The sequence below is a fragment of the Pseudomonas sp. BN411 genome, from assembly GCF_029871235.1.
Taxonomy (GTDB): domain Bacteria; phylum Pseudomonadota; class Gammaproteobacteria; order Pseudomonadales; family Pseudomonadaceae; genus Metapseudomonas.
Genome location: NZ_SSOM01000056.1, coordinates 1 through 18,699 on the forward strand (window position 1 = coordinate 1; position 18,699 = coordinate 18,699).

At 65.8% G+C, this 18,699-nt stretch carries 15 protein-coding genes and 2 pseudogenes; 8 read left to right on the top strand and 9 right to left on the bottom strand.

All coding sequences use genetic code 11. The annotated features are described in order from the left end of the window. Both E8F06_RS08910 and E8F06_RS08915 read left to right on the top strand, forming a co-directional pair. The coding region (locus E8F06_RS08910; RefSeq protein ID WP_280366269.1) for a malate synthase G at window positions 1–2,153 on the top strand (2,153 nt) is incomplete at its 5' end. Window positions 2,154–2,490: 337 nt separating this feature from the next. Next, on the top strand, window positions 2,491–4,011 hold the full coding sequence (locus tag E8F06_RS08915) for an NCS1 family nucleobase:cation symporter-1 (protein ID WP_280366271.1): 1,521 nt from the start codon (window positions 2,491–2,493) through the stop codon (window positions 4,009–4,011). 145 nt (window positions 4,012–4,156) lie between these two features. Here the strand turns inward: E8F06_RS08915 and E8F06_RS08920 are convergent. Next, window positions 4,157–4,588 (bottom strand): annotated as a pseudogene (locus tag E8F06_RS08920) (response regulator); the annotation flags it as partial. A 248-nt stretch (window positions 4,589–4,836) separates the two neighbouring features. On the opposite strand from E8F06_RS08920, the gene E8F06_RS08925 reads away from it, so the two are divergent. The 4 genes from E8F06_RS08925 (at window position 4,837) to E8F06_RS08940 (ending at window position 9,217) form a co-directional block, all read left to right on the top strand. Continuing rightward, entirely contained in the window at window positions 4,837–6,771 is a 1,935-nt protein-coding gene (locus E8F06_RS08925; RefSeq protein ID WP_280366273.1) for a putative nucleotidyltransferase substrate binding domain-containing protein, read from the top strand. Continuing rightward, on the top strand, window positions 6,768–7,472 hold the full coding sequence (locus E8F06_RS08930) for a 3'-5' exonuclease (protein ID WP_280366275.1): 705 nt from the start codon (window positions 6,768–6,770) through the stop codon (window positions 7,470–7,472). The genes E8F06_RS08925 and E8F06_RS08930 overlap by 4 nt, the downstream gene beginning before the upstream one ends. A gap of 98 nt (window positions 7,473–7,570) precedes the next feature. Beyond that, complete coding sequence (locus E8F06_RS08935; RefSeq protein WP_280366277.1) at window positions 7,571–8,521, top strand: lyase; 951 nt, start codon at window positions 7,571–7,573, stop codon at window positions 8,519–8,521. 72 nt (window positions 8,522–8,593) lie between these two features. Further along, on the top strand, window positions 8,594–9,217 hold the full coding sequence (locus E8F06_RS08940; protein WP_280366280.1) for a glutathione S-transferase family protein: 624 nt from the start codon (window positions 8,594–8,596) through the stop codon (window positions 9,215–9,217). Window positions 9,218–9,487: 270 nt separating this feature from the next. On the opposite strand, the gene E8F06_RS08945 is transcribed toward E8F06_RS08940, so the two are convergent. The 6 genes from E8F06_RS08945 to E8F06_RS08970 form a co-directional block, all read right to left on the bottom strand. Beyond that, a complete protein-coding gene (locus E8F06_RS08945) occupies window positions 9,488–9,805 on the bottom strand; it encodes a hypothetical protein (protein ID WP_280366282.1) in 318 nt (105 codons plus the stop codon). Window positions 9,806–9,817: 12 nt separating this feature from the next. Continuing rightward, window positions 9,818–11,167: a cell envelope integrity protein CreD gene (gene creD, locus E8F06_RS08950; RefSeq protein ID WP_280366284.1), complete on the bottom strand. Its 1,350-nt coding sequence runs from the start codon at window positions 11,165–11,167 to the stop codon at window positions 9,818–9,820. A gap of 236 nt (window positions 11,168–11,403) precedes the next feature. Beyond that, entirely contained in the window at window positions 11,404–11,838 is a 435-nt protein-coding gene (locus tag E8F06_RS08955) for a CBS domain-containing protein (RefSeq protein ID WP_280366287.1), read from the bottom strand. A 186-nt stretch (window positions 11,839–12,024) separates the two neighbouring features. Next, window positions 12,025–13,455 (bottom strand): two-component system sensor histidine kinase CreC, encoded by a 1,431-nt coding sequence (gene creC / locus E8F06_RS08960; protein WP_280366289.1) that lies wholly within the window; start codon window positions 13,453–13,455, stop codon window positions 12,025–12,027. Then, window positions 13,455–14,141, bottom strand: a complete 687-nt coding sequence (gene creB / locus E8F06_RS08965) for a two-component system response regulator CreB (RefSeq protein ID WP_280366291.1) — start codon at window positions 14,139–14,141, stop codon at window positions 13,455–13,457. Before creB ends, creC begins: the two co-directional genes overlap by 1 nt. A 58-nt stretch (window positions 14,142–14,199) precedes the next feature. Further along, complete coding sequence (locus E8F06_RS08970; protein ID WP_280366294.1) at window positions 14,200–14,712, bottom strand: ATP-dependent zinc protease; 513 nt, start codon at window positions 14,710–14,712, stop codon at window positions 14,200–14,202. A gap of 190 nt (window positions 14,713–14,902) precedes the next feature. On the opposite strand from E8F06_RS08970, the gene E8F06_RS08975 reads away from it, so the two are divergent. Continuing rightward, on the top strand, window positions 14,903–15,796 hold the full coding sequence (locus E8F06_RS08975) for an acyltransferase (RefSeq protein WP_280366295.1): 894 nt from the start codon (window positions 14,903–14,905) through the stop codon (window positions 15,794–15,796). 22 nt (window positions 15,797–15,818) lie between these two features. On the opposite strand, the gene E8F06_RS08980 is transcribed toward E8F06_RS08975, so the two are convergent. Continuing rightward, window positions 15,819–16,454, bottom strand: coding sequence for a DUF2780 domain-containing protein (locus E8F06_RS08980; protein WP_280366297.1), 636 nt, complete (start codon window positions 16,452–16,454; stop codon window positions 15,819–15,821). 257 nt (window positions 16,455–16,711) lie between these two features. Here E8F06_RS08980 and E8F06_RS08985 point away from each other — a divergent pair, with 257 nt between their 5' ends. Beyond that, window positions 16,712–17,965: a flavohemoglobin expression-modulating QEGLA motif protein gene (locus tag E8F06_RS08985; protein ID WP_280366299.1), complete on the top strand. Its 1,254-nt coding sequence runs from the start codon at window positions 16,712–16,714 to the stop codon at window positions 17,963–17,965. Window positions 17,966–18,192: 227 nt separating this feature from the next. Here E8F06_RS08985 and E8F06_RS08990 read toward each other — a convergent pair. Next, window positions 18,193–18,699, bottom strand: a pseudogene (locus E8F06_RS08990) (formaldehyde dehydrogenase, glutathione-independent); the annotation flags it as partial.

Consider the following 18,699-nt stretch of genomic DNA (forward strand, 5'->3'; position numbering starts at 1 on the left):
GCCTTCAGGTCGCCAGAGTCCTGTTCGACTTCGTGAACAACGAAGCCATCCCCGGAACCGGCATTGCGGCCGAGCAGTTCTGGGCCGGTGTGGAAGCCGTCATCAATGACCTGGCTCCGAAGAACAAAGCCCTCCTCGCCAAACGCGATGAACTGCAGGCCAAGATCGACGCCTGGCACCAGGCCCGTGCCGGCCAGGCCCACGACGCCGTGGCCTACAAGGCGTTCCTCCAGGAGATCGGCTACCTGCTGCCGGAACCGGCCGACTTCCAGGCCACGACCCAGAATGTCGACGAAGAAATCGCCACCATGGCCGGCCCGCAGCTGGTCGTGCCGGTGATGAACGCACGTTTCGCCCTGAACGCCGCCAACGCGCGCTGGGGTTCGCTCTACGATGCGCTCTACGGCACCGACGCCATCAGCGAAGACGGTGGCGCCGAGAAGGGCAAGGGCTACAACAAGGTTCGCGGTGACAAGGTGATCGCCTTCGCCCGCGCCTTCCTCGACGAAGCCGCGCCGCTGGAGGGTGCTTCCCACGTCGACGCCACCGCCTACGCCGTGAAGAACGGCCAGTTGGCCGTGACCCTGAAGAACGGTAGCGAAGTCGGCCTGAAAAACGCCGACCAGTTCATCGCCTTGCAGGGCGAGGCCGCCAAGCCGGCCGCCGTGCTGCTGAAGCACAACGGCCTGCACTTCGAAATCCAGATCGACCCGACCAGCCCGATCGGCCAGACCGACGCCGCCGGCGTGAAAGACGTGCTGATGGAATCCGCGCTGACCACCATCATGGACTGCGAAGACTCCGTCGCCGCCGTCGATGCCGACGACAAGGTCGTGGTCTACCGCAACTGGCTCGGCCTGATGAAGGGCGACCTGGCTGAATCCGTCAGCAAGGGCGGCCAGACCTTCACCCGCACCATGAATCCGGACCGCGTCTACAGCAAGGCCGATGGCTCCGAGCTGACTCTGCACGGCCGTTCCCTGCTGTTCGTGCGCAACGTCGGTCACCTGATGACCAACCCGGCCATCCTCGACGCCGCGGGCAACGAAGTACCGGAAGGCATCCAGGACGGCCTGTTCACCGGCCTGATCGCGCTGCACAACCTGAAGGGCAACACCAGCCGCAAGAACACCCGCACCGGCTCCATGTACATCGTGAAGCCGAAGATGCACGGCCCGATCGAGGTGGCCTTCGCCACCGAAATCTTCGGCCGCGTAGAAGACGTGCTGGGCCTGCCGCGCAACACCCTGAAGGTCGGCATCATGGATGAGGAGCGCCGCACCACCGTCAACCTGAAGGCCTGCATCAAGGCCGCTGCCGAGCGCGTGGTGTTCATCAACACCGGCTTCCTCGACCGCACCGGTGACGAAATCCACACCTCGATGGAAGCCGGCGCCGTGGTGCGCAAGGGCGCCATGAAGAACGAGAAGTGGATCGGCGCCTACGAGAACAGCAACGTGGACATCGGCCTGGCTACCGGCCTGCAAGGCAAAGCGCAGATCGGCAAAGGCATGTGGGCCATGCCGGACCTGATGGCCGCCATGCTCGAGCAGAAGATCGGCCACCCGCTGGCCGGCGCCAACACCGCCTGGGTGCCGTCGCCGACCGCCGCCACCCTGCACGCGCTGCACTACCACAAGGTCGACGTGTTCGCCCGCCAGGCCGAACTGGCCAAGCGTGCCCCGGCGTCGGTGGACGACATCCTGACCATTCCGCTGGCGCCGAACACCAACTGGAGCGCGGACGAGATCCAGAACGAACTGGACAACAACGCCCAGGGCATCCTCGGTTATGTCGTGCGCTGGATCGACCAGGGCGTCGGCTGCTCCAAGGTGCCGGACATCAACGATGTCGGCCTGATGGAAGACCGTGCCACCCTGCGTATCTCCAGCCAGCTGCTGGCCAACTGGCTGCGCCACGGTGTGGTCACCCAGGCCCAGATCGTCGAGAGCCTGGAGCGCATGGCCGCCGTGGTCGACCGTCAGAACGCCAGCGACCCGCTGTACCGCCCGATGGCGCCGAACTTCGCCGACAACGTGGCCTTCCAGGCCGCGCTGGAACTGGTAGTGGAAGGCACCAAACAGCCTAACGGCTACACCGAGCCGGTCCTGCACCGTCGTCGCCGCGAGTACAAGGCGAAGAACGGTCTCTAAGACCTGCCCATGAAAACCGCCCTTCGGGGCGGTTTTTTATTGCCTACAGAAAAGCCGAGCGGGCGTCGACGTAACGCCTGCATACAAAACTTGTGTACAAAATCCCCATTCCCACACTCAACGCACGACCAGCAAAACTGACTCGCAAGTCAATGAAATACATAGACTAATTTCCGATGACCGGAGGAAAAGCGCGCCATGACTGGGTTTGAGTTGACCTCTTATGGTGCACGAAAGGCCTGAAATCGCCGTCTGATCTGCCGAAACCAATGGGTGGCACGAAACTGGCTTGCATACAAAAAACACAAAATAGTGCACACAAGTTCACGGAGGCCCCATGGCGCCCACCCCACTCTCCGGCGTTACCCAGCTCGACTCCCCACCCGCCGATGCGGTCGCTCCCGCTGAAGTGGCCCTGAGCCCGCGCCTGTACAGCGCCGACCTCGCGCCGACCAAGGCACAAGGCCGCAGCTGGGGGCGCTACAGCCTCTTCGCGCTGTGGACCAACGATGTGCACAACATCGCCAACTACTCCTTCGCCATCGGCCTGTTCGCGCTGGGAATGAGCGGCGCGCAGATCCTCGCCGCGTTCGCCCTGGGCGCGCTGCTGATCTACGGCCTGATGAACCTGTCCGGCTACATGGGGCAAAAGACCGGCCTGCCCTACCCGGTGATGTGCCGCATCAGCTTCGGCATCCACGGCGCGCAGATCCCGGCGCTGATCCGCGCGGTGATCGCCATTGCCTGGTTCGGCATCCAGACCTACCTCGCCTCGGTGGTCCTGCGCGTGCTGCTGACGGCCGTGTTCCCATCCCTCGCCGCCTACGACCAGGACTCCCTGCTCGGCCTGTCCACCCTCGGCTGGATCACCTTCCTCGGCATCTGGTGCGTGCAACTGGTGATCTTCGCCTACGGCATGGAGATGGTGCGCCGCTACGAATCCTTCGCCGGCCCGGTGATCCTGCTGACCTTCGCCGCCCTGGCCTACTGGATGTATCAGCGCAGCGGCTTCTCCATCACCTGGTCCACAGGCGAAGGCTACACCGGCTCGACCAAGTGGCTGAAAGTGCTGGGCGCAGCGGCGCTGTGGGTCTCGCTGTACGGCACCATGATCCTCAATTTCTGCGACTTCACCCGTAACTGCCCGGACCGCCGCACCATCAGCGTGGGCAACTTCTGGGGCCTGCCGGTGAACATGCTCGGCTTCGCGCTGATCGCCGTGGTGCTGGCCGGTGCGCAATTCAGCATCGACGGAAAACTGGTGAAGAGCCCGACCGAGATCGTCGCCAGCATCCCCGACACCCTTGGACTGGTGCTGGCCTGCCTGGCCTTCCTGATCGTTACCGTGGCGGTGAACATCATGGCCAACTTCGTCGCGCCGGCCTACGTGCTGACCAACCTCGCTCCCAGGGCGCTCAACTTCCGCCGCGCCGGCCTGCTCAGCGCCACCATTGCCGTGCTGATCCTGCCTTGGCACCTGTACAACAGCCCCGGCGTGATCGTGTATTTCCTCGGTGGCCTCGGCGCGCTGCTCGGCCCGCTCTACGGCATCATGATCGTCGACTACTACCTGCTGCGTCGCGGCCGGGTGAACCTGCCGGAGCTGTACTCGGAAAGCCGCGAGGCGGCCTACCACTACCGCCGTGGCGTGAACCCTCGGGCGCTGGCCGCCTTCGTGCCGGCAGCGCTGATTTCCACCCTGCTGGCGCTGCTGCCTGCCTTCGAATCGCTGTCGGCGTTCTCCTGGTTCTTCGGTGCGGGTCTGGCCGCGCTGATCTACTGCGCCATCGCCGATCGCCGTGCCCAATACCACGACGTGGACGGCGAAGGGATCGCCGTCGACAGCGTCCATCACTGAAACACACCGGGGACAGGCATAAAAAAACCGCCTGTCCCTGGCGGTTTCTTCAAGCGCTCTTCAGCGCGATGACCTTCGCTTTGGCTTTCGCTTTCGCCGGCCTGGGCCGCACCTCGGTTGGCGGCGTCCTGGGCGCAGGCGGGGTACCCAGCTCGTTGCGCACCAGATTGGCGAGACGGCTCATGTCCACCGGCTTGAGCAGGAAGTCCACCACCTTCATGTGCATGGCCTCGATGGCATCCTGCACGTCGGCGTCGCCGGAAACGATGATGACCGGCAGGGTCGCCCGCGCCGACTGGCGCACCTGGCGCACCAGTTCCAGGCCGCTGCCGCATTGCATGTGGAGTTCGGTGATCATCAGGCCGATGGACGGGCGGGTGACCAGCAGCGCCAGCGCCTGTTCACCACTGTCAGCGGTGATGCACGGGATGCCCTGGGCCACCAACCGATCAGCCAAGGCGTCGCGTCCGACTTCATCGTCGTCTACCAACAGAACACTGGGTGGTGCGCTGGGCACGCGCATGATCTCATCAAGCGCTTGCAGCTCGGCATCACTCAGCAAATCACCGTAACTCATGGGGTCGTCCTCGATGGGGCCTTCCCTAGCAGGCCCAACTCCCCTCACTACTAGCTGTAGCACGGGGTACGCTGGTCGGATAGGCAAAATGCAAGCAAGTTCCCATGCAGATTGCAGCATCCGCCGAACGGTAGCGCCCTATCAGGATTTCCGACGACCTGCGTGCCAACCCTTAGACTTACGTCCAATTTGTGTCCCCTGCCGCCGCGCGCAGCATGGCTCTTCTAACAAGAACGACGGGCAGTAAGATGACCAAGTCAGACGCCTTCGCCCAGGCCGGTAAACAGGCGGTCATGCAGAACATCCAGGGCACCATGGAGTTCCTGCAGAAGTACCCGCCCTTCAACCAGATGGAAAGCGCCCACCTCGCTTTCCTCGTCGAGCATTGCCTGCTGCGTTTCTATGCCGCCGGCGAATCCATCATCAAGCCCCAGGATGGGCCGGTGGAGCACTTCTACATCGTCAAGCAGGGCCGGGTGGTGGGAGAACGCCCGCACTCGGCACGGCGCGGCACCGAAACCACCTTCGAGATCACCAGCGGCGAGTGCTTCCCCCTGGCCGCTCTGCTCGGCGAACGGGCCACCCGCACCGAGCACCTGGCGGGAGAAGACACCTTCTGCCTGCTGCTGGGCAAATCCGCCTTCGTCAAACTGTTCGCGCTTTCCAACCCTTTCCGCGACTTCGCCCTGCGCGGGGTCAGCAGCCTGCTCGACCAGGTCAACCAGCAGGTGCAATTGCGCGCTGTGGAAACCCTGGGCGCCCAGTACTCCCTGGATACCCGCCTGGGTGAACTGGCGGTGCGCCAGCCGATTTCCTGCCAGCCGGAGCTGCCGTTGCGCGACGCGGTGCGGCTGATGCACGAGCAACAGGTGGGCAGCATCGTCATCGTCGACGCCAGCCAGCGGCCGCAGGGCATCTTCACCCTGCGCGACCTGCGCCGGGTGATCGCCGACGCCAGCGCCGACCTGGCCCAGCCCATCGCCGAAGTCATGACCCAGGCCCCCTTCCACCTGCCGCCGGAAGCCAGTGCCTTCGATGCTGCCCTGGCCATGACCGAACGGCACATCGCCCACGTCTGCGTGGTCAGCGGCGCGCGCCTGGTGGGCGTGGTGTCCGAGCGTGACCTGTTTTCCCTGCAGCGGGTGGACTTGGTGCATCTGGCGCGCACCATTCGCCATGCCGGGCGGGTCGAAACCCTGGCTGCCCTGCGCGACGAAATCCAGCGCCTGGTGGACAACATGCTGGCCCACGGCGCCAGCTCCACTCAGATCACCCGCATCATCACCCTGCTCAACGACCACACCGTGTGCCGGGTGATCGAGCTGACCCTTGAGGAAATGGGCGATCCGGGCATCCCGTTCACCTGGCTCTGCTTCGGCAGCGAGGGGCGCTGCGAGCAGACCCTGCACACCGACCAGGACAACGGCATCCTCTTCGAGGCGTGCGACGCAGTGGAAGCCGCCGCCATACGCGGGCGCCTGCTGCCGCTGGCCGAACGCATCAACCAGCACCTGGCGCAATGCGGCTTCGAGCTGTGCAAGGGCGGCATCATGGCCGGCAACCCGGAGCTCTGCCTGTCCCGCAGCGAATGGAGCCGCCGCTTCGCCACCTTCGTCCGCGAGGCAACGCCGGAGAACCTGCTGGGCTCCTCCATCTACTTCGACCTGCGCGCCGTCTGGGGCCCCACCGAGGGCTGCGAGGCCCTGCAACGGGAACTGCTGGCCCTGGTCGCCGACAACAGCCTGTTCCAGCGCATGCTGGCCGACAACGCCCTGCGTCAGCGCCCGCCGGTCGGGCGTTTTCGTGATTTCGTGGTGGCCCGCAAGGGCGCCGAGAAAGACACCCTCGACCTCAAGGTGCAGGGCCTGACGCCCTTCGTCGACGGCGCCCGGCTGCTCGCCCTGGCCCATGGCATCAAGGCCTGCGGCACCCTGGAACGCCTGCGCCAGCTGGTGGAACGGGAAGTGGTGGATGCGCTGGATGGCGCGGCCTATGAGGAGGCCTACCACTTCATCCAGCTCACCCGCATGCAGCAGCACCAGCATCAGGCGCGGCAAGGCCTGCCCTACTCCAACCGCCTCGACCCGGACACCCTCAACCACCTGGACCGGCGCATCCTGCGCGAGTCCTTCCGTCAGGCCCAGCGCCTGCAATCGAGCCTCGCGCTACGTTATCAACTATGAACGGTTTCCCCTGGTTCACCCGTCGCAAGCCCCTGGACCCGGACATCGCGGACCGTCGCGACCGCCTGTCCGATCCCCAGCAACTGGACGAACGCCCCCTGCGCCAGCAACGCTTCGTCGTGCTGGACCTGGAAACCAGCGGCCTGAACATGAGCCGCGACCTGGTGCTGTCCATCGGCGCGGTGAGCATCACCGATGGTGCCATCGACCTCGGCAACCAGTTCGAATCCACCCTGCTGCGCGAAACCGGCAAGCTCAGCGCCAGCGTGCTGATCCATGGCATCGCGCCGAGCGAACTGGCCGCAGGCGTGGAACCCGCCGAAGCCTTGCTGGGCTTCATGGAGTTCCTCGGCGACAGCCCGCTGCTGGCCTTCCACGCCACCTTCGACCAACGCATGCTGAGCCGAGCCCTCAAGCAGGACCTCGACCACCGCCTGCGCCACACTTTCCTCGACATCGCTGAACTGGCGCCCATGCTCTGCCCCGAGGCGGGTATCCGCAACGGCGGCCTTGACGAGTGGGTCGAGTACTTCGGACTGCAGGTGCTGCAGCGCCACAACGCCAGTGCCGACGCACTGGTAACCGCCGAAATCGCCCTGATCCTGTTCAGCCGCGCCCGGCGCCAGGGCCTGGAAAGTCCTGCCGCGCTGGCCTCCGCCTTGAGCCGCTGGCAGCGCCGGCAACACGCACCCGCCCTCTGATCTGGCAGGAAGAACCCTGCCGTTCGGGAATTTCTGCGAACCCCCGCCCTCCTTCCGGCGTCGATTGATAGATGACCCCAGGACACGGAGGCCTTCCCATGATCCGTCCGACCGCCCTCGCCCTGTGCGCAGCCCTGCTTTGCGGGGCGGCCACTGCGGCGGATGTCACCTACTACCCGGTCCCCGTCGGCACCGGCCCCCGCGACGTGGCGCCGGCCACCGACGGGCGCGTCTGGTTCACCGCGCAACGCCAGGGGTCGGTCGGCCTGCTCGACCCGCTCACCGGCCAGACCCAACTGGTGCCCCTCGGCGTCGGCTCCTCTCCCCGCTCCCTGGTGGTGGACCAGGAAGGCGCCGCCTGGATCACCGACCCCGGCCAGGATGCGCTGGTGCGGGTCGACGCGGTGGACCAGTCGGTCAGTACCTTCCCCCTCAAGGGGACGGCGGCCGGCATCGAACTCGAAGGCCTGGCCCAGGACCGTAACGGCGACCTCTGGTTTACCGGCAAGCGCGGGTTCTATGGTCGCTTCAAACCGACCGACAGCAGCGTGGACGTCTGGCCGGCACCGGGAGGCCCCGGCCCCAGCGGCATCACAGTGACGCCCAACGGCGAGGTCTGGTACTCCAACGAGCCTGCCCGCCACATCGGCCGCATCGACCCCGACTCCGGCCAAGCCAAATTGGTGGATCTGCCAGCGGACAGTGCCGGCCCGCGACTGATCTGGAGCGACTCGCGCGGCACCCTCTGGGTCAGCGAAGCAGCCGGCGGGCGCCTGAGCCGCTTCGATCCGTTGGGCGAAGCCTGGAACAGTTGGAACATCCCCGGCAGCAATGCCGACGCCCACGCCCTCTATGTCGATGAGCAGGAGCGGGTCTGGCTGAGCGACTTCAGCGCCAATGCCATCCTCCGCTTCAACCCGTTCAGCCGTCTGTTCGCCAGCTTCCCCAGCGATCGCCCTGGCGCCCAGGTGACCCAGCTGGCCGGACGTACCGGCGAAGTCTGGGGCGCGGAATCGGCCCAGGACCGACTGGTGATGATCAAGTACTGAGGTGGATAGGTAGCGGCATTCCAATGCGGTATAAATGCGCCATTCCCCCGCTGTAGACGCCGAGGATCCCGCATGAGCGCCAGCCTGACCCTGTTCTTCTCTCCCACGTCCCCCTACGTCCGCAAGGTCATGGTGCTGCTCCACGAAACCGGCCAGCTCGGCATGGTCAACCTGCACGGCGTGACCCTCACCCCGGTGAACCCCAGCGCCGACGTGAACGAGCACAACCCCGCCGGCAAGATCCCGGCCCTGCAACTGGCCGACGGCAGCGTGCTGCACGACAGCCGGGTGATCCTCGACTACTTCGACCACCAGCACGGCGGCCAACCGCTGATCCCCCGCGACGGCCCGGAACGCTGGCGGCGCCTGACCCTGGCCTCGCTTGCGGACGCGGTAACGGATGCCGCCATCCTGGTGCGCTACGAAACCTTCCTGCGTCCCGAAGACAAGCGCTGGGACGATTGGGTCCTGGGCCAATGCAGCAAGATCGACCGCGCCCTGGCGGCCTTCGAAGACGCCGCTGGCGAGCTGGATGAGCGTTTCGACGTCGCCGCCATCAGCGCCGCCTGCGCCCTGGGCTACCTGGACTTCCGCATGCCCGACCTCAACTGGCGCCGCGACTGCCCGAAACTGGCCGCCTGGTACGCCAACACCAGCCAGCGCGCTTCCCTGCAGGCTACCGCCCCCGCGCCCTGACGTTTCAGCTGCGCAAGCATTCGCGTACGTAGGGTGGATAGCGCTCTTCTATCCACCATCACCGTTCGGCCGGGCTCCGCTGGTGGAAGTGAAAGGCGACTTCCACCCTACGGGCTGACTTCTTTCAAGTTGGGCTGCGCGCTCGGTTGCAGTTCGTAGGGTGCACCATGCGCACCGATTCCAGGGGTGGCGGCGACCTGGGGAACAACCGCGCGATCTTCGTCGCCAACTTGGCACCGGCAGCCTGATCCTCACGCAGGCCCACCCAGCTCATTGCCCGACTCCCGCGTGCCGGTACCAGAGGCGGAAGAAACCTGCCGCCAGTACCAGCGCGCCCTGGCCCAGGGCCGCGCAGAGTTCGAGGAAGGAACGCACCGCCGGGTTGTGCGCGGCGTCGACCACACCGGTCAGGCCCTGCCAGAACCCGGCCGGTAGCAGCCACAGGGCCAGGCCCGCCAGCGGTTTGCCGGTGAACAGCCAGAGGTCGATGAAGCCGAAGGCGCCCGCGAACATCATTGCTCCCAGCACCAGCACCGAAATCACCAGGCCGAGCAGGAAGCAGCCGCCGAATTGCATCAGTACGCGCATGGCCGGTCCTCCTCAGTTGCCGCTGGCCGGCTGGGTGCGGCCGACGCCGTACCAGTCCAGCTTGCGGGTCAGCACCATCACGCAGGCGAGCAGGCCGAACACCAGCAGCGAACCCATCAGCAGGGCGTAATCCTCGGCGCTGAGCAGGCCGTAGAGCATGCCGTAGAGCGCCGCCAGCCCCAGGGTGAAACCACCGCCACGCAACCAGCTGTGTAGTACGTGACTGACGTAGAACCCCACCAGCGCCACACAGGCCGAAGCCGAGATGAGATAGGCCACGGCAAACTCCAGGTGCTCGGACAGCGACAGCAACAGCAGGTAGAAGAACGCCAGGGCGAGCCCCACCAGGCCGTACTGCACCGGGTGCACCGCCAGGCGCTTGAGCACTTCCACCAGGAAGAAGCCGGCGAAGGTCAGGGCCACGAACAGCAGGGCGTATTTGATCGCGCGGTCGGTCTTCAGGTACTGGTCCACAGGGTCGGAAAAGCTGACGCCGAAGTCCCGCGAATTGAACGGGTCGCACTGGGCCTCGCCCACACATTCGGCCAGGGCCTCCTGCAGGTTGGTGGCGAAGAAGCTGGTCTGCCAGGTGGCGGAGAAGCCCTGGGCGCTGATGCTGCGCTCGCTGGGGAGGAACTCGCCGATGAAGCTCGGGTGCGGCCAGGACGAACTCAGTTCCACCCGCGAATCGCGGCCCACCGGCGTCACGCTGAGGGACGAGATGCCCTGCAGCTTGAGGTCGAAGCCGAAGTCCAGGCTCTGCACGATCCCCGCCTGCATCGCCGCCAGCGGTACGTGCACGCCACCCGACAGCATGCGGTCGCCGCTACCGGGCTGGAAGTCCAGGATCTGGCCGTTCAGGCGCAGCTTGAGCGCGTTGCCGATGCCACGGATGTCGCTGATGCCCACCGTCAGGAAAGGCGCCTCGAAGCGATAGTCAGCCAGGTTCTCGTCAATGCCGTAGTTGGCCGGCACCAGGATCTGCCCGCTGACCTGGCTGTCGCTCTTGTACAGCCGCGCCTTGTAGATGCCCCGGGCGCGCACTTCGGTGTCCACGGTACCCGTGAGGTTGAAGCGCTCCGGCAGGAAGTAGAGCCGGCCACTCACCTCCCGCTCTTCCATATGGCGCTGGCCGGTCTGCTCGTAGGTCTTCCACTCGCGCAGCGTGCGCTTGTACGGCACCACCAGGATCGGCCCGGTGATGCGCTGGCTGTAGCTGGAGCTCTGGGCGATGTTGATCAGCACGCTGTCGCGCGCGGCCTGGCGTTCGCTGATCAGGCCGTCGATCAGCGTCAGTGGAATCATCAACAGCAGTATCAGCAGGGCGATGGTGCCCAGCTTGAATCCGAGGGTACGGGTCATGGCAACTCTCCTTGTGTCGGGATAGGGAGAGTCTGGGGAGCCGCCAAGATGTGGCTGTGTGAGAAATGTGGAGTTTGTATGGGGAAAGCGTGGAGGCCGGTTGCGCTTTTACTGTGGGGGCGAATTCATTCGCTAAGCAGGACGCAGTCCTGCCATCGATCTTGCAGGGGGCAGCTGCGCTGCCCTTTAGCGAATGAATTCGCCCCCACAAGGTTTCCGTCGACCTACAGGGGGCGTTACGCCCCGCGAATGTACTGCTCCAGATGCTGGATCAGGCTTTCCTGTTCGGCGGTGATGTCGCGCACCAGGTCGCGGATGGAGAGCAGCCCCACCAGCTTGCCGTCATTGAGCACCGGCAGGTGGCGCAGGTTCTTCTCGGTCATCAGCTGCATGCAGTACTGGTTGCTGTCGCGCGGGGTCACCACGAAGAGGTTGGAGGTCATCACCTCTTCGATAGTGGTGGCATAGGCCGAACGCTCCAGGGCCGCCACGCGGCGCACGAAATCGCGTTCGGTGACGATGCCGACCAGCTCGCCACCCTGCAGCACCACCAGTGCGCCGATGTCCTTCTCGGCCATCAACAGGGCGGCTTCCAGCACGGTGGTCGTCGGTTCGACGCTGAACAACTGGGTATGGGACTTGGCTCTGAGAATCTCGGCGACGCTTTTCATCCGGCAGCTCCTGGAGGGCCTGTGGTTCTTGTAGTCCAAGCACGGCGCTGTGCAAGACGGCCGCATCAAGAATCAAGCCAAAACCTGGTTACAGGGCGGCGACGCCCGTCAAAAGTCGGGCCACCGTTCTGCTCAATTTATAGTCGAAGGCCGATGTCGCCAGCGTCAGCAGGCGGCGAGCGCATATCAATCCGCGACAGCAGGAAGTCGCAGACAGGCTTCCACACCGCCTTCGCGGTTGGCCACGCGCAATTCGCCGCCGTGCAGCCCGGCGACCTCCTGCACGAAATTGAGGCCCAGGCCCGTGCTCTTGCGCCCCGTTGCAGGGCGCGGCAGGGAATAGAAGCGCTCGGTGAGGCGCGGCAGGGCGAACTCAGGGATCGTCTCGCCCTGGTTGAACACGCGCAGCTCCAGCCACTCGCCGTGGCGCTCGGCGTCCAGTCGCAGCTGGCCACCGGGCGGGGTGAAGTCCAGGGCGTTGTCCAGCAGGTTGGCCAGGGCCTGGCTGAGCAGGAAGCGCTCACCGAGCGCGCACAATCCCGGTGCGATCCGGTTCTCCACCTTGAGGTCGGCCGACTCGATGCGGGCCGCCTGGGCCTGCAGCAGCTCCCCGGCCAGTTCGTGCACGGGCACCGGCACCCGTTCTTCCAGGCCCTGGCGCTGCTCCACCTGGGCCAGGTTGAGCAGGCGCTCGATCAACTGCTGCAAGCGCGCACCTTCGTTGCCGATGTTGGCCACGAAGCGCTGCCGCTGCTCGACCGGCATCTCGCCTTCCAACAGCTCGGCGGCGCCACGGATGGCCGCCAGCGGGCTCTTCAGCTCGTGGGTCAGGGTGTGTACGTAGCGTTCGACGTAGGCCTTGCCTTCCAACTGGGTGCGCATGCGTTCCACCGCGGCCGCCAACTGGCGCAGCTCGCCGCCGCTCATGCCCGGCAGCTCCGCACGCTGCCCTTCGCTCACCGCCTGGGCGTAATCGCGCAGGCGCCGCAGCGAGTGGCTGAGCCACCAGGAGAGCAAGCCGCCCACCAGCAGGCCGAGCCCGATCAGCCCGGCGCCGAGCCAGGCCAGGCGCGTCTGCGAGCGTTCGATGTAGGGCTGCAATGAGGCGTTGGGTTTGGAGACCGACACAACACCGATGATCCGCTCGCCATCGCGAATGGGCGCGGCAACGTACATCACCGAGGAATCCGGATCGTCCGGCGCCTCGCGGGTGGAGCGGGCACCGTACTGGCCGTGCAGGGTCAGGTAGACGTCGTTCCAGCGGGAGTAATCCTGGCCAACCGCCGCGCCACTGGAGTCCAGCAGCACCACGCCGTTGGCGTCGGTGACGTAGATGCGATGGTTCACCTGGGTCTTGCGCACACCCCAGATGTCCGCGCCCGGCTGGCGCTGGCCGTAGGCGCGCAGCACCTCGGGCAGGCGCCCCTGGTCGAGGGTGCCGGCACGCACGTCGTCACGCAGGAGTTCGGCCAGCAGGTTGGCGGTGTCCACCAGGGTCTCCTCGGTGGACTGGCGCACGCCGGGACGGATCTCATCCATCACCGTGCTCAGCACGAACCACCCCGAAAGCCCGACGAAGAGGAAGTAGACCAGGAAGAGGCGAATGCCCAGCGGCATCAGGCGTGGTCCGGCGAGTAGCTGTAACCCAGGCCGCGATGGGTCTGGATGGGTTCAGCGGAGGGCGCCACCTGGCGCAACTTGGCACGCAGGCTCTTGATATGGCTGTCGATGTTGCGCTCGTAGCCGGCGTCTGCGGCCACACCCAACGCATCCAGCAACTGCTCGCGGCTGAATACCCGCTCGGGCTGCGCCAATAGGGTCTGGAGCAGGCGGAATTCGTGGCGGGTCAACCCCAGGAGCTGACCCTGGTAATGGATACGCACGCGCTCGGCATCCACCTGGAACGGACCGTTGGCGGCAGGCGCAGGGGCGGGATCGCGAGGCGCTGTGCGCTTGAGGATGGCGCGTACCCGCGCGGCGACTTCGCGCGGGCTGAAGGGTTTCACCACATAGTCGTCGGCGCCGATCTCCAGCCCCACCACCCGGTCGATCTCGGCGTTGCGCGCAGTGAGAAAAAGCACCGGCACCTCGGAGAAACGCCGCAACGCCTTGCACAGCTCGAAGCCGCTGGTGTCCGGCAGGCCGACGTCGAGAATCACCAGATCCACCGGCTGCTGGCGCAACAGCTCCAGCGCCGGCCCCCCGAGGCTCAGCCAGGTGGTGGCATTGCCATCAGCTTCGAGGGCGTAGATCAGCGTGTCGGCGATGGACGATTCATCTTCGACGATGAGGATGTGCGGCATGGGCGTCCCGGCTCATGGAATTGACGGCGAACTTGCCGCAAGACGCCCATAGCGTCAATCAACACTGCGGCTTGCCGGCGGTGAACTTGCGCCCCGGATAGACCGCGGCCTTGAACTCACGCAGGGCTTTGGCGCCAATCAGCAGCGGGTAGTTAAAGCTGGAGCGGTCAGTGAGGTTGACCTCCACCGTGCGCTTTTCGCCGCCCAGGCACATTTCCATATCCACGACCGGGCGCTTGGAAAGCTCAGCCGAGGGCGCCTCGTCTTCCTCGCCCACTTCGTCGGCGCGGTTCTTGATCTTGCTGATGCGCGACACACGATGCTCGAACACTGTGTCATCGGCATCCTTGGTCGCCAGGCGGAAGCGCACCCATTCCTCACCGTCGCGCTCGAAGCGCTCGATGTCCTTGGCGGACAGGGAGGCGGTCAGGGCGCCGGTATCCATCTTGGCCTTCATGGTCTGGCCGATCTCCGGCAGGCGGATGTACTCGTAGCGGCCGTAAAGCGTGGGTTCCTTGGCGGCGAAAGCAGGCAGCGCCACCAGGGCCAGCAGGGCAATCAGGGGTTTCAACGCAGCATCTCCTGGTTGAGGGGTACGGTTGTGGGACTAGCCGGGCGGCCAATGGTTCGTTGCGGCTGATTCAGCGAGTGCCCGAAGCATACTCGCCCCCTTGCGGGTAGCAAGGCTCCCGACCGCTCGTCGCACCGGCGGCGACTGCGTATCATGGCCCGCACTGACGCGGACAAGGAGCCGAGGACCCATGCAGGCACTGCTGACCGGAATCGCCACCACCCTGCTGCTCTTGCTCAACACCCTGATCCTGATCGGCCCGATGCTGGCCGTCGCCCTGCTCAAGCTCATCCTGCCGGGCCAGCGCCTGCGCGACGCCTGCTCCCGTGGCGTGATGTGGATCGCTGAAGCCTGGGCGGAGAACTGCAAGCGCGTATTCGCCGTCTTCACGCCCACCCGCTGGGATATCCGCGGTGGCGACGGGCTGCGCAACGACACGTCCTACCTGGTCATCAGCAACCACCAGTCCTGGGTGGACATCCCCGCCCTGGTCCAGGCCTTCAACCGCAAGGCGCCCTACTTCAAGTTCTTCCTGAAGAAGGAGCTGATCTGGGTACCCTTCCTCGGCCTGGCCTTCTGGGCCCTGGATTACCCCTTCATGAAGCGCTACAGCAAGGCCTTCCTGGACAAGCACCCGGAAATGAAGGGCAAGGATCTGGAGATCACCAAGGCCGCCTGCGAGAAGTTCAAGCGCATGCCGGTGACCGTGGTGAACTACCTCGAAGGCACCCGCTTCACCCCGGTCAAGCACGCCAACCAGGGCTCGCCCTATCAGCACCTGCTGAAGCCAAAAGCCGGCGGCGTCGCCTTCGTCCTCGCGGCCCTCGGCCAGCAGCTGGACGCCATCCTCGACGTCACCCTGGTCTATCCGGGCAAGGGCGTGCCCGGCTTCTGGGCGCTGCTGTCCGGTCGGGTACCGCAGGTGATCGTGGATATCCAGACGCGTCCGCTGGACCCGGCCCTGTGGCAGGGCGATTACGAGAACGACGGGGAATTCCGCCAGTACGTGCAGGCCTGGGTGAGCGACCTCTGGCAGGAGAAGGACGCGCGCATCAGTCAGCTGCGCGCGCAATTGCAGGGGTAGGCGCGCGGCCTACCCTCGCTGTTCAGGTCGACAGACCATTCACCACCGGCACTGCCTGTCCGGCTGGAACGGCCGGCGTGGCGGGTACTTGCGGTATCGTCCACTTCCACAGGTTGCCGAGGTTTTGCAGCAGCGATTCAGCCAGCCCCTGCTGGCCGAGGAAAGACAGGATCAGCGGGGCGAACTGGCCGATCAGGCCGCTATCCATCCCAAGCGAACCAAAGGCCTGGCTCACGTCGGTCATGTTGTTCATCTGCTGCCCGGCGAGCACGCCCGGCTGACCGCCCAGGGCATTTCCCGACTGCTGGCCGAGCAGGCCGCCGATGCTGCTGAGCAGGCCCTGGGTATTGGGATCGGTGAGCATGCCCACGCCCGGCACCGCCTGGTCCAGCTGGGCGAACTGGTCGGCCGGCAGGTTGTTGCGCGCCACGCCGAACAACGCAGTAAGGCCACCAATGGCTTGCTCCGGGGTGATGTTCAACTGGTTACCCAATTGCCCCAACAAGGCCGCCGACTCCGCCGGTGCGATACCCGGCGCCTGTTCCTGATGGCCAGTCGTGGCAGCGGCGGCGACGACATCGCCCAGGGAGACGGCGAATACCGGGCTGGCGGCCAGACTGAGCAGGGCGGCCAGGGTCAGGCTTCGGGGAATGTGCATAGGTCGACCTCAAGGAAAAGTCCGCGCCGGAACACTACGTACCGGACTGTGAGCGGAAACTCGAGGCTGTGACAGCGGCGACCGGCCGGGTGTTCCCCGCCTCCCGTCGGTCAGGTCCGTAGGATGTGGCGGGCGGCGTTCCGCTAGAGCGCAGCGAAACCCATCACTTCGAATCGATGGGTTTCGCAGGCTCTACCCATCCTACGCGGGATTGGTGCTGGACTAGCCTTGAAAGATCACCCTCCCGGGCATCCGCCATGAACGAATCCCTGATCGCCGAGCTCGATGCCGCCCTCCCCCGCCTGGCCCGCAAGATCCGCGTGCTGGAGGCCATCGCCTGGCCCGATGGCGTCGAAGAGCGTTTCCTCGCTGACTGGCGCGCCGGGCGTCTTCGGCTGCCGGAAGTCTCGCTGCAACCCCGCGATCACACTGCCGAGATCGAAGCCCTGGAACACCTCGCCAGCCGCTGCGACACGGGCCACCCGGCGGGTGCTTTCCTCGCCGCCACCGCCGGCAGCTATGCGTGCGCCGGACGCATGCTGGGCGCCATTGGCACGCCAGCCTTCACCGACTACTCCGCGCGCCTCTACCAGCGCCCCGACCACTACTACGAGCGACAGAAAATGACGCCGCTGGATGCGGCGCGCTTCTTCCTCGACACCACCGACGCCCTGCTGGACAGCCGCTGCATCCCGGCCACCGATGCCTGCATTCCCGCCGAGGACTTCGCCGCCTGGATGCGCACCGAAGTGGATGCCTTCTTCGGCCCCGACCAGGTGCGCGTGGTGGTGGACCCGGACCTGGCCTCCAAAGCCATCGCCGGGGCTACGCGCATACGCCTGCGGGCCTCGGCGCTCTTTTCTGAACTGGACAAGGCCCAGTTGCTGCAGCACGAAGCCTTCGTGCACGTCGCCACAGCATTGAACGGCCGCGCCCAGCCACGCCTGACCAGCCTGGCCCTGGGCGCGCCGCGCACTACCCTGACCCAGGAAGGTATCGCCATGCTCGCCGAGCTGATCACCGGCAGCATCGACATCCAGCGCCTGCGCCGCGTCGCCCTGCGGGTGGTGGCCGTACAGCAGGCTCTGGATGGCGCCGACTTCATCGAAGTGTTCAAGGGCTTCCTGGAGGCTGGACAGTCGGAGGAGGAATCCTTCCGCTCCACCCAGCGGGTGTTCCGCGGGGCCGACGTGCGCGGCGGCGGCGCCTTCACCAAGGACGCCTGCTACGTCATCGGCATGCTCGGCGTGCACACCCTGCTGCGGGTGGCGGTGCGCGACAACCGTCCGGAACTGCTGCGCCAGCTCTTCGCCGGGCGCCTCAGCGCCGGCGACGTCGTGCGCCTGGCACCGCTGTTCGAATCCGGCTGGCTGGAACAACCACGCTTCGTCCCACCCTGGGCCGCCGACCTGCGCCGCCTGGCCGCCACCCTGGCCTTTTCCGCCTTCGTCGGGCGGATCAATCTGGAGGTGATCGAGCTGGAGCGGTTCGTGGAGTTGGAGGACGAGTAACCACCCGCTTCGTTTTGGGCCGCTCTTTGTGGGGGCGAATTCATTCGCCAAGCAGGACGCAGTCCTGCCATCGGTCTTGCAGGGGGGCATCTGCGCTGCCCTTTAGCGAATGAATTCGCCCCCACAAGAAGCCAGGCCTCGCCCAAATAAAAAAAGGGGCCCCGAAGGGCCCCTTGAGGGACAGACGCCACGGCTGTCACATCGCGGCGTCGGGGTCTTGCAGTCGATCAGGCCGCGCTGAAGGTCTTGTGCGGGTCGATGACGAATTTCTTCGGTACGCCGGCATCAAATTCGCCGTAGCCGCGCGGGGCTTCGTCCAGGCTGATGACCTGCACGCCCACCACTTCGGCGATGTTGATGCGGTCCCACATGATCGCTTGCATGAGCGCGCGGTTGTACTTCATCACCGGGGTCTGGCCGGTGTGGAAGCTGTGGGATTTCGCCCAGCCGAGGCCGAAGCGGATGCTCAGGGCGCCGATCTTGGCGGCTGCATCCACCGCACCCGGGTCTTCGGTCACGTAGAGGCCGGGGATACCGATCTTGCCGGCCACGCGAGTGACCTGCATCAGCGAGTTGAGGACGGTAGCCGGGGCTTCGTGCTTGGCGCCTTCATGGCCGTGGCCGCGAGCTTCGAAGCCCACCGCATCCACTGCGCAATCCACTTCCGGCTCGCCCAGCAGCGCGGCGATCTGCTCGTGCAGCGGGGTGTCCAGCGACAGGTCGGCGATCTCGAA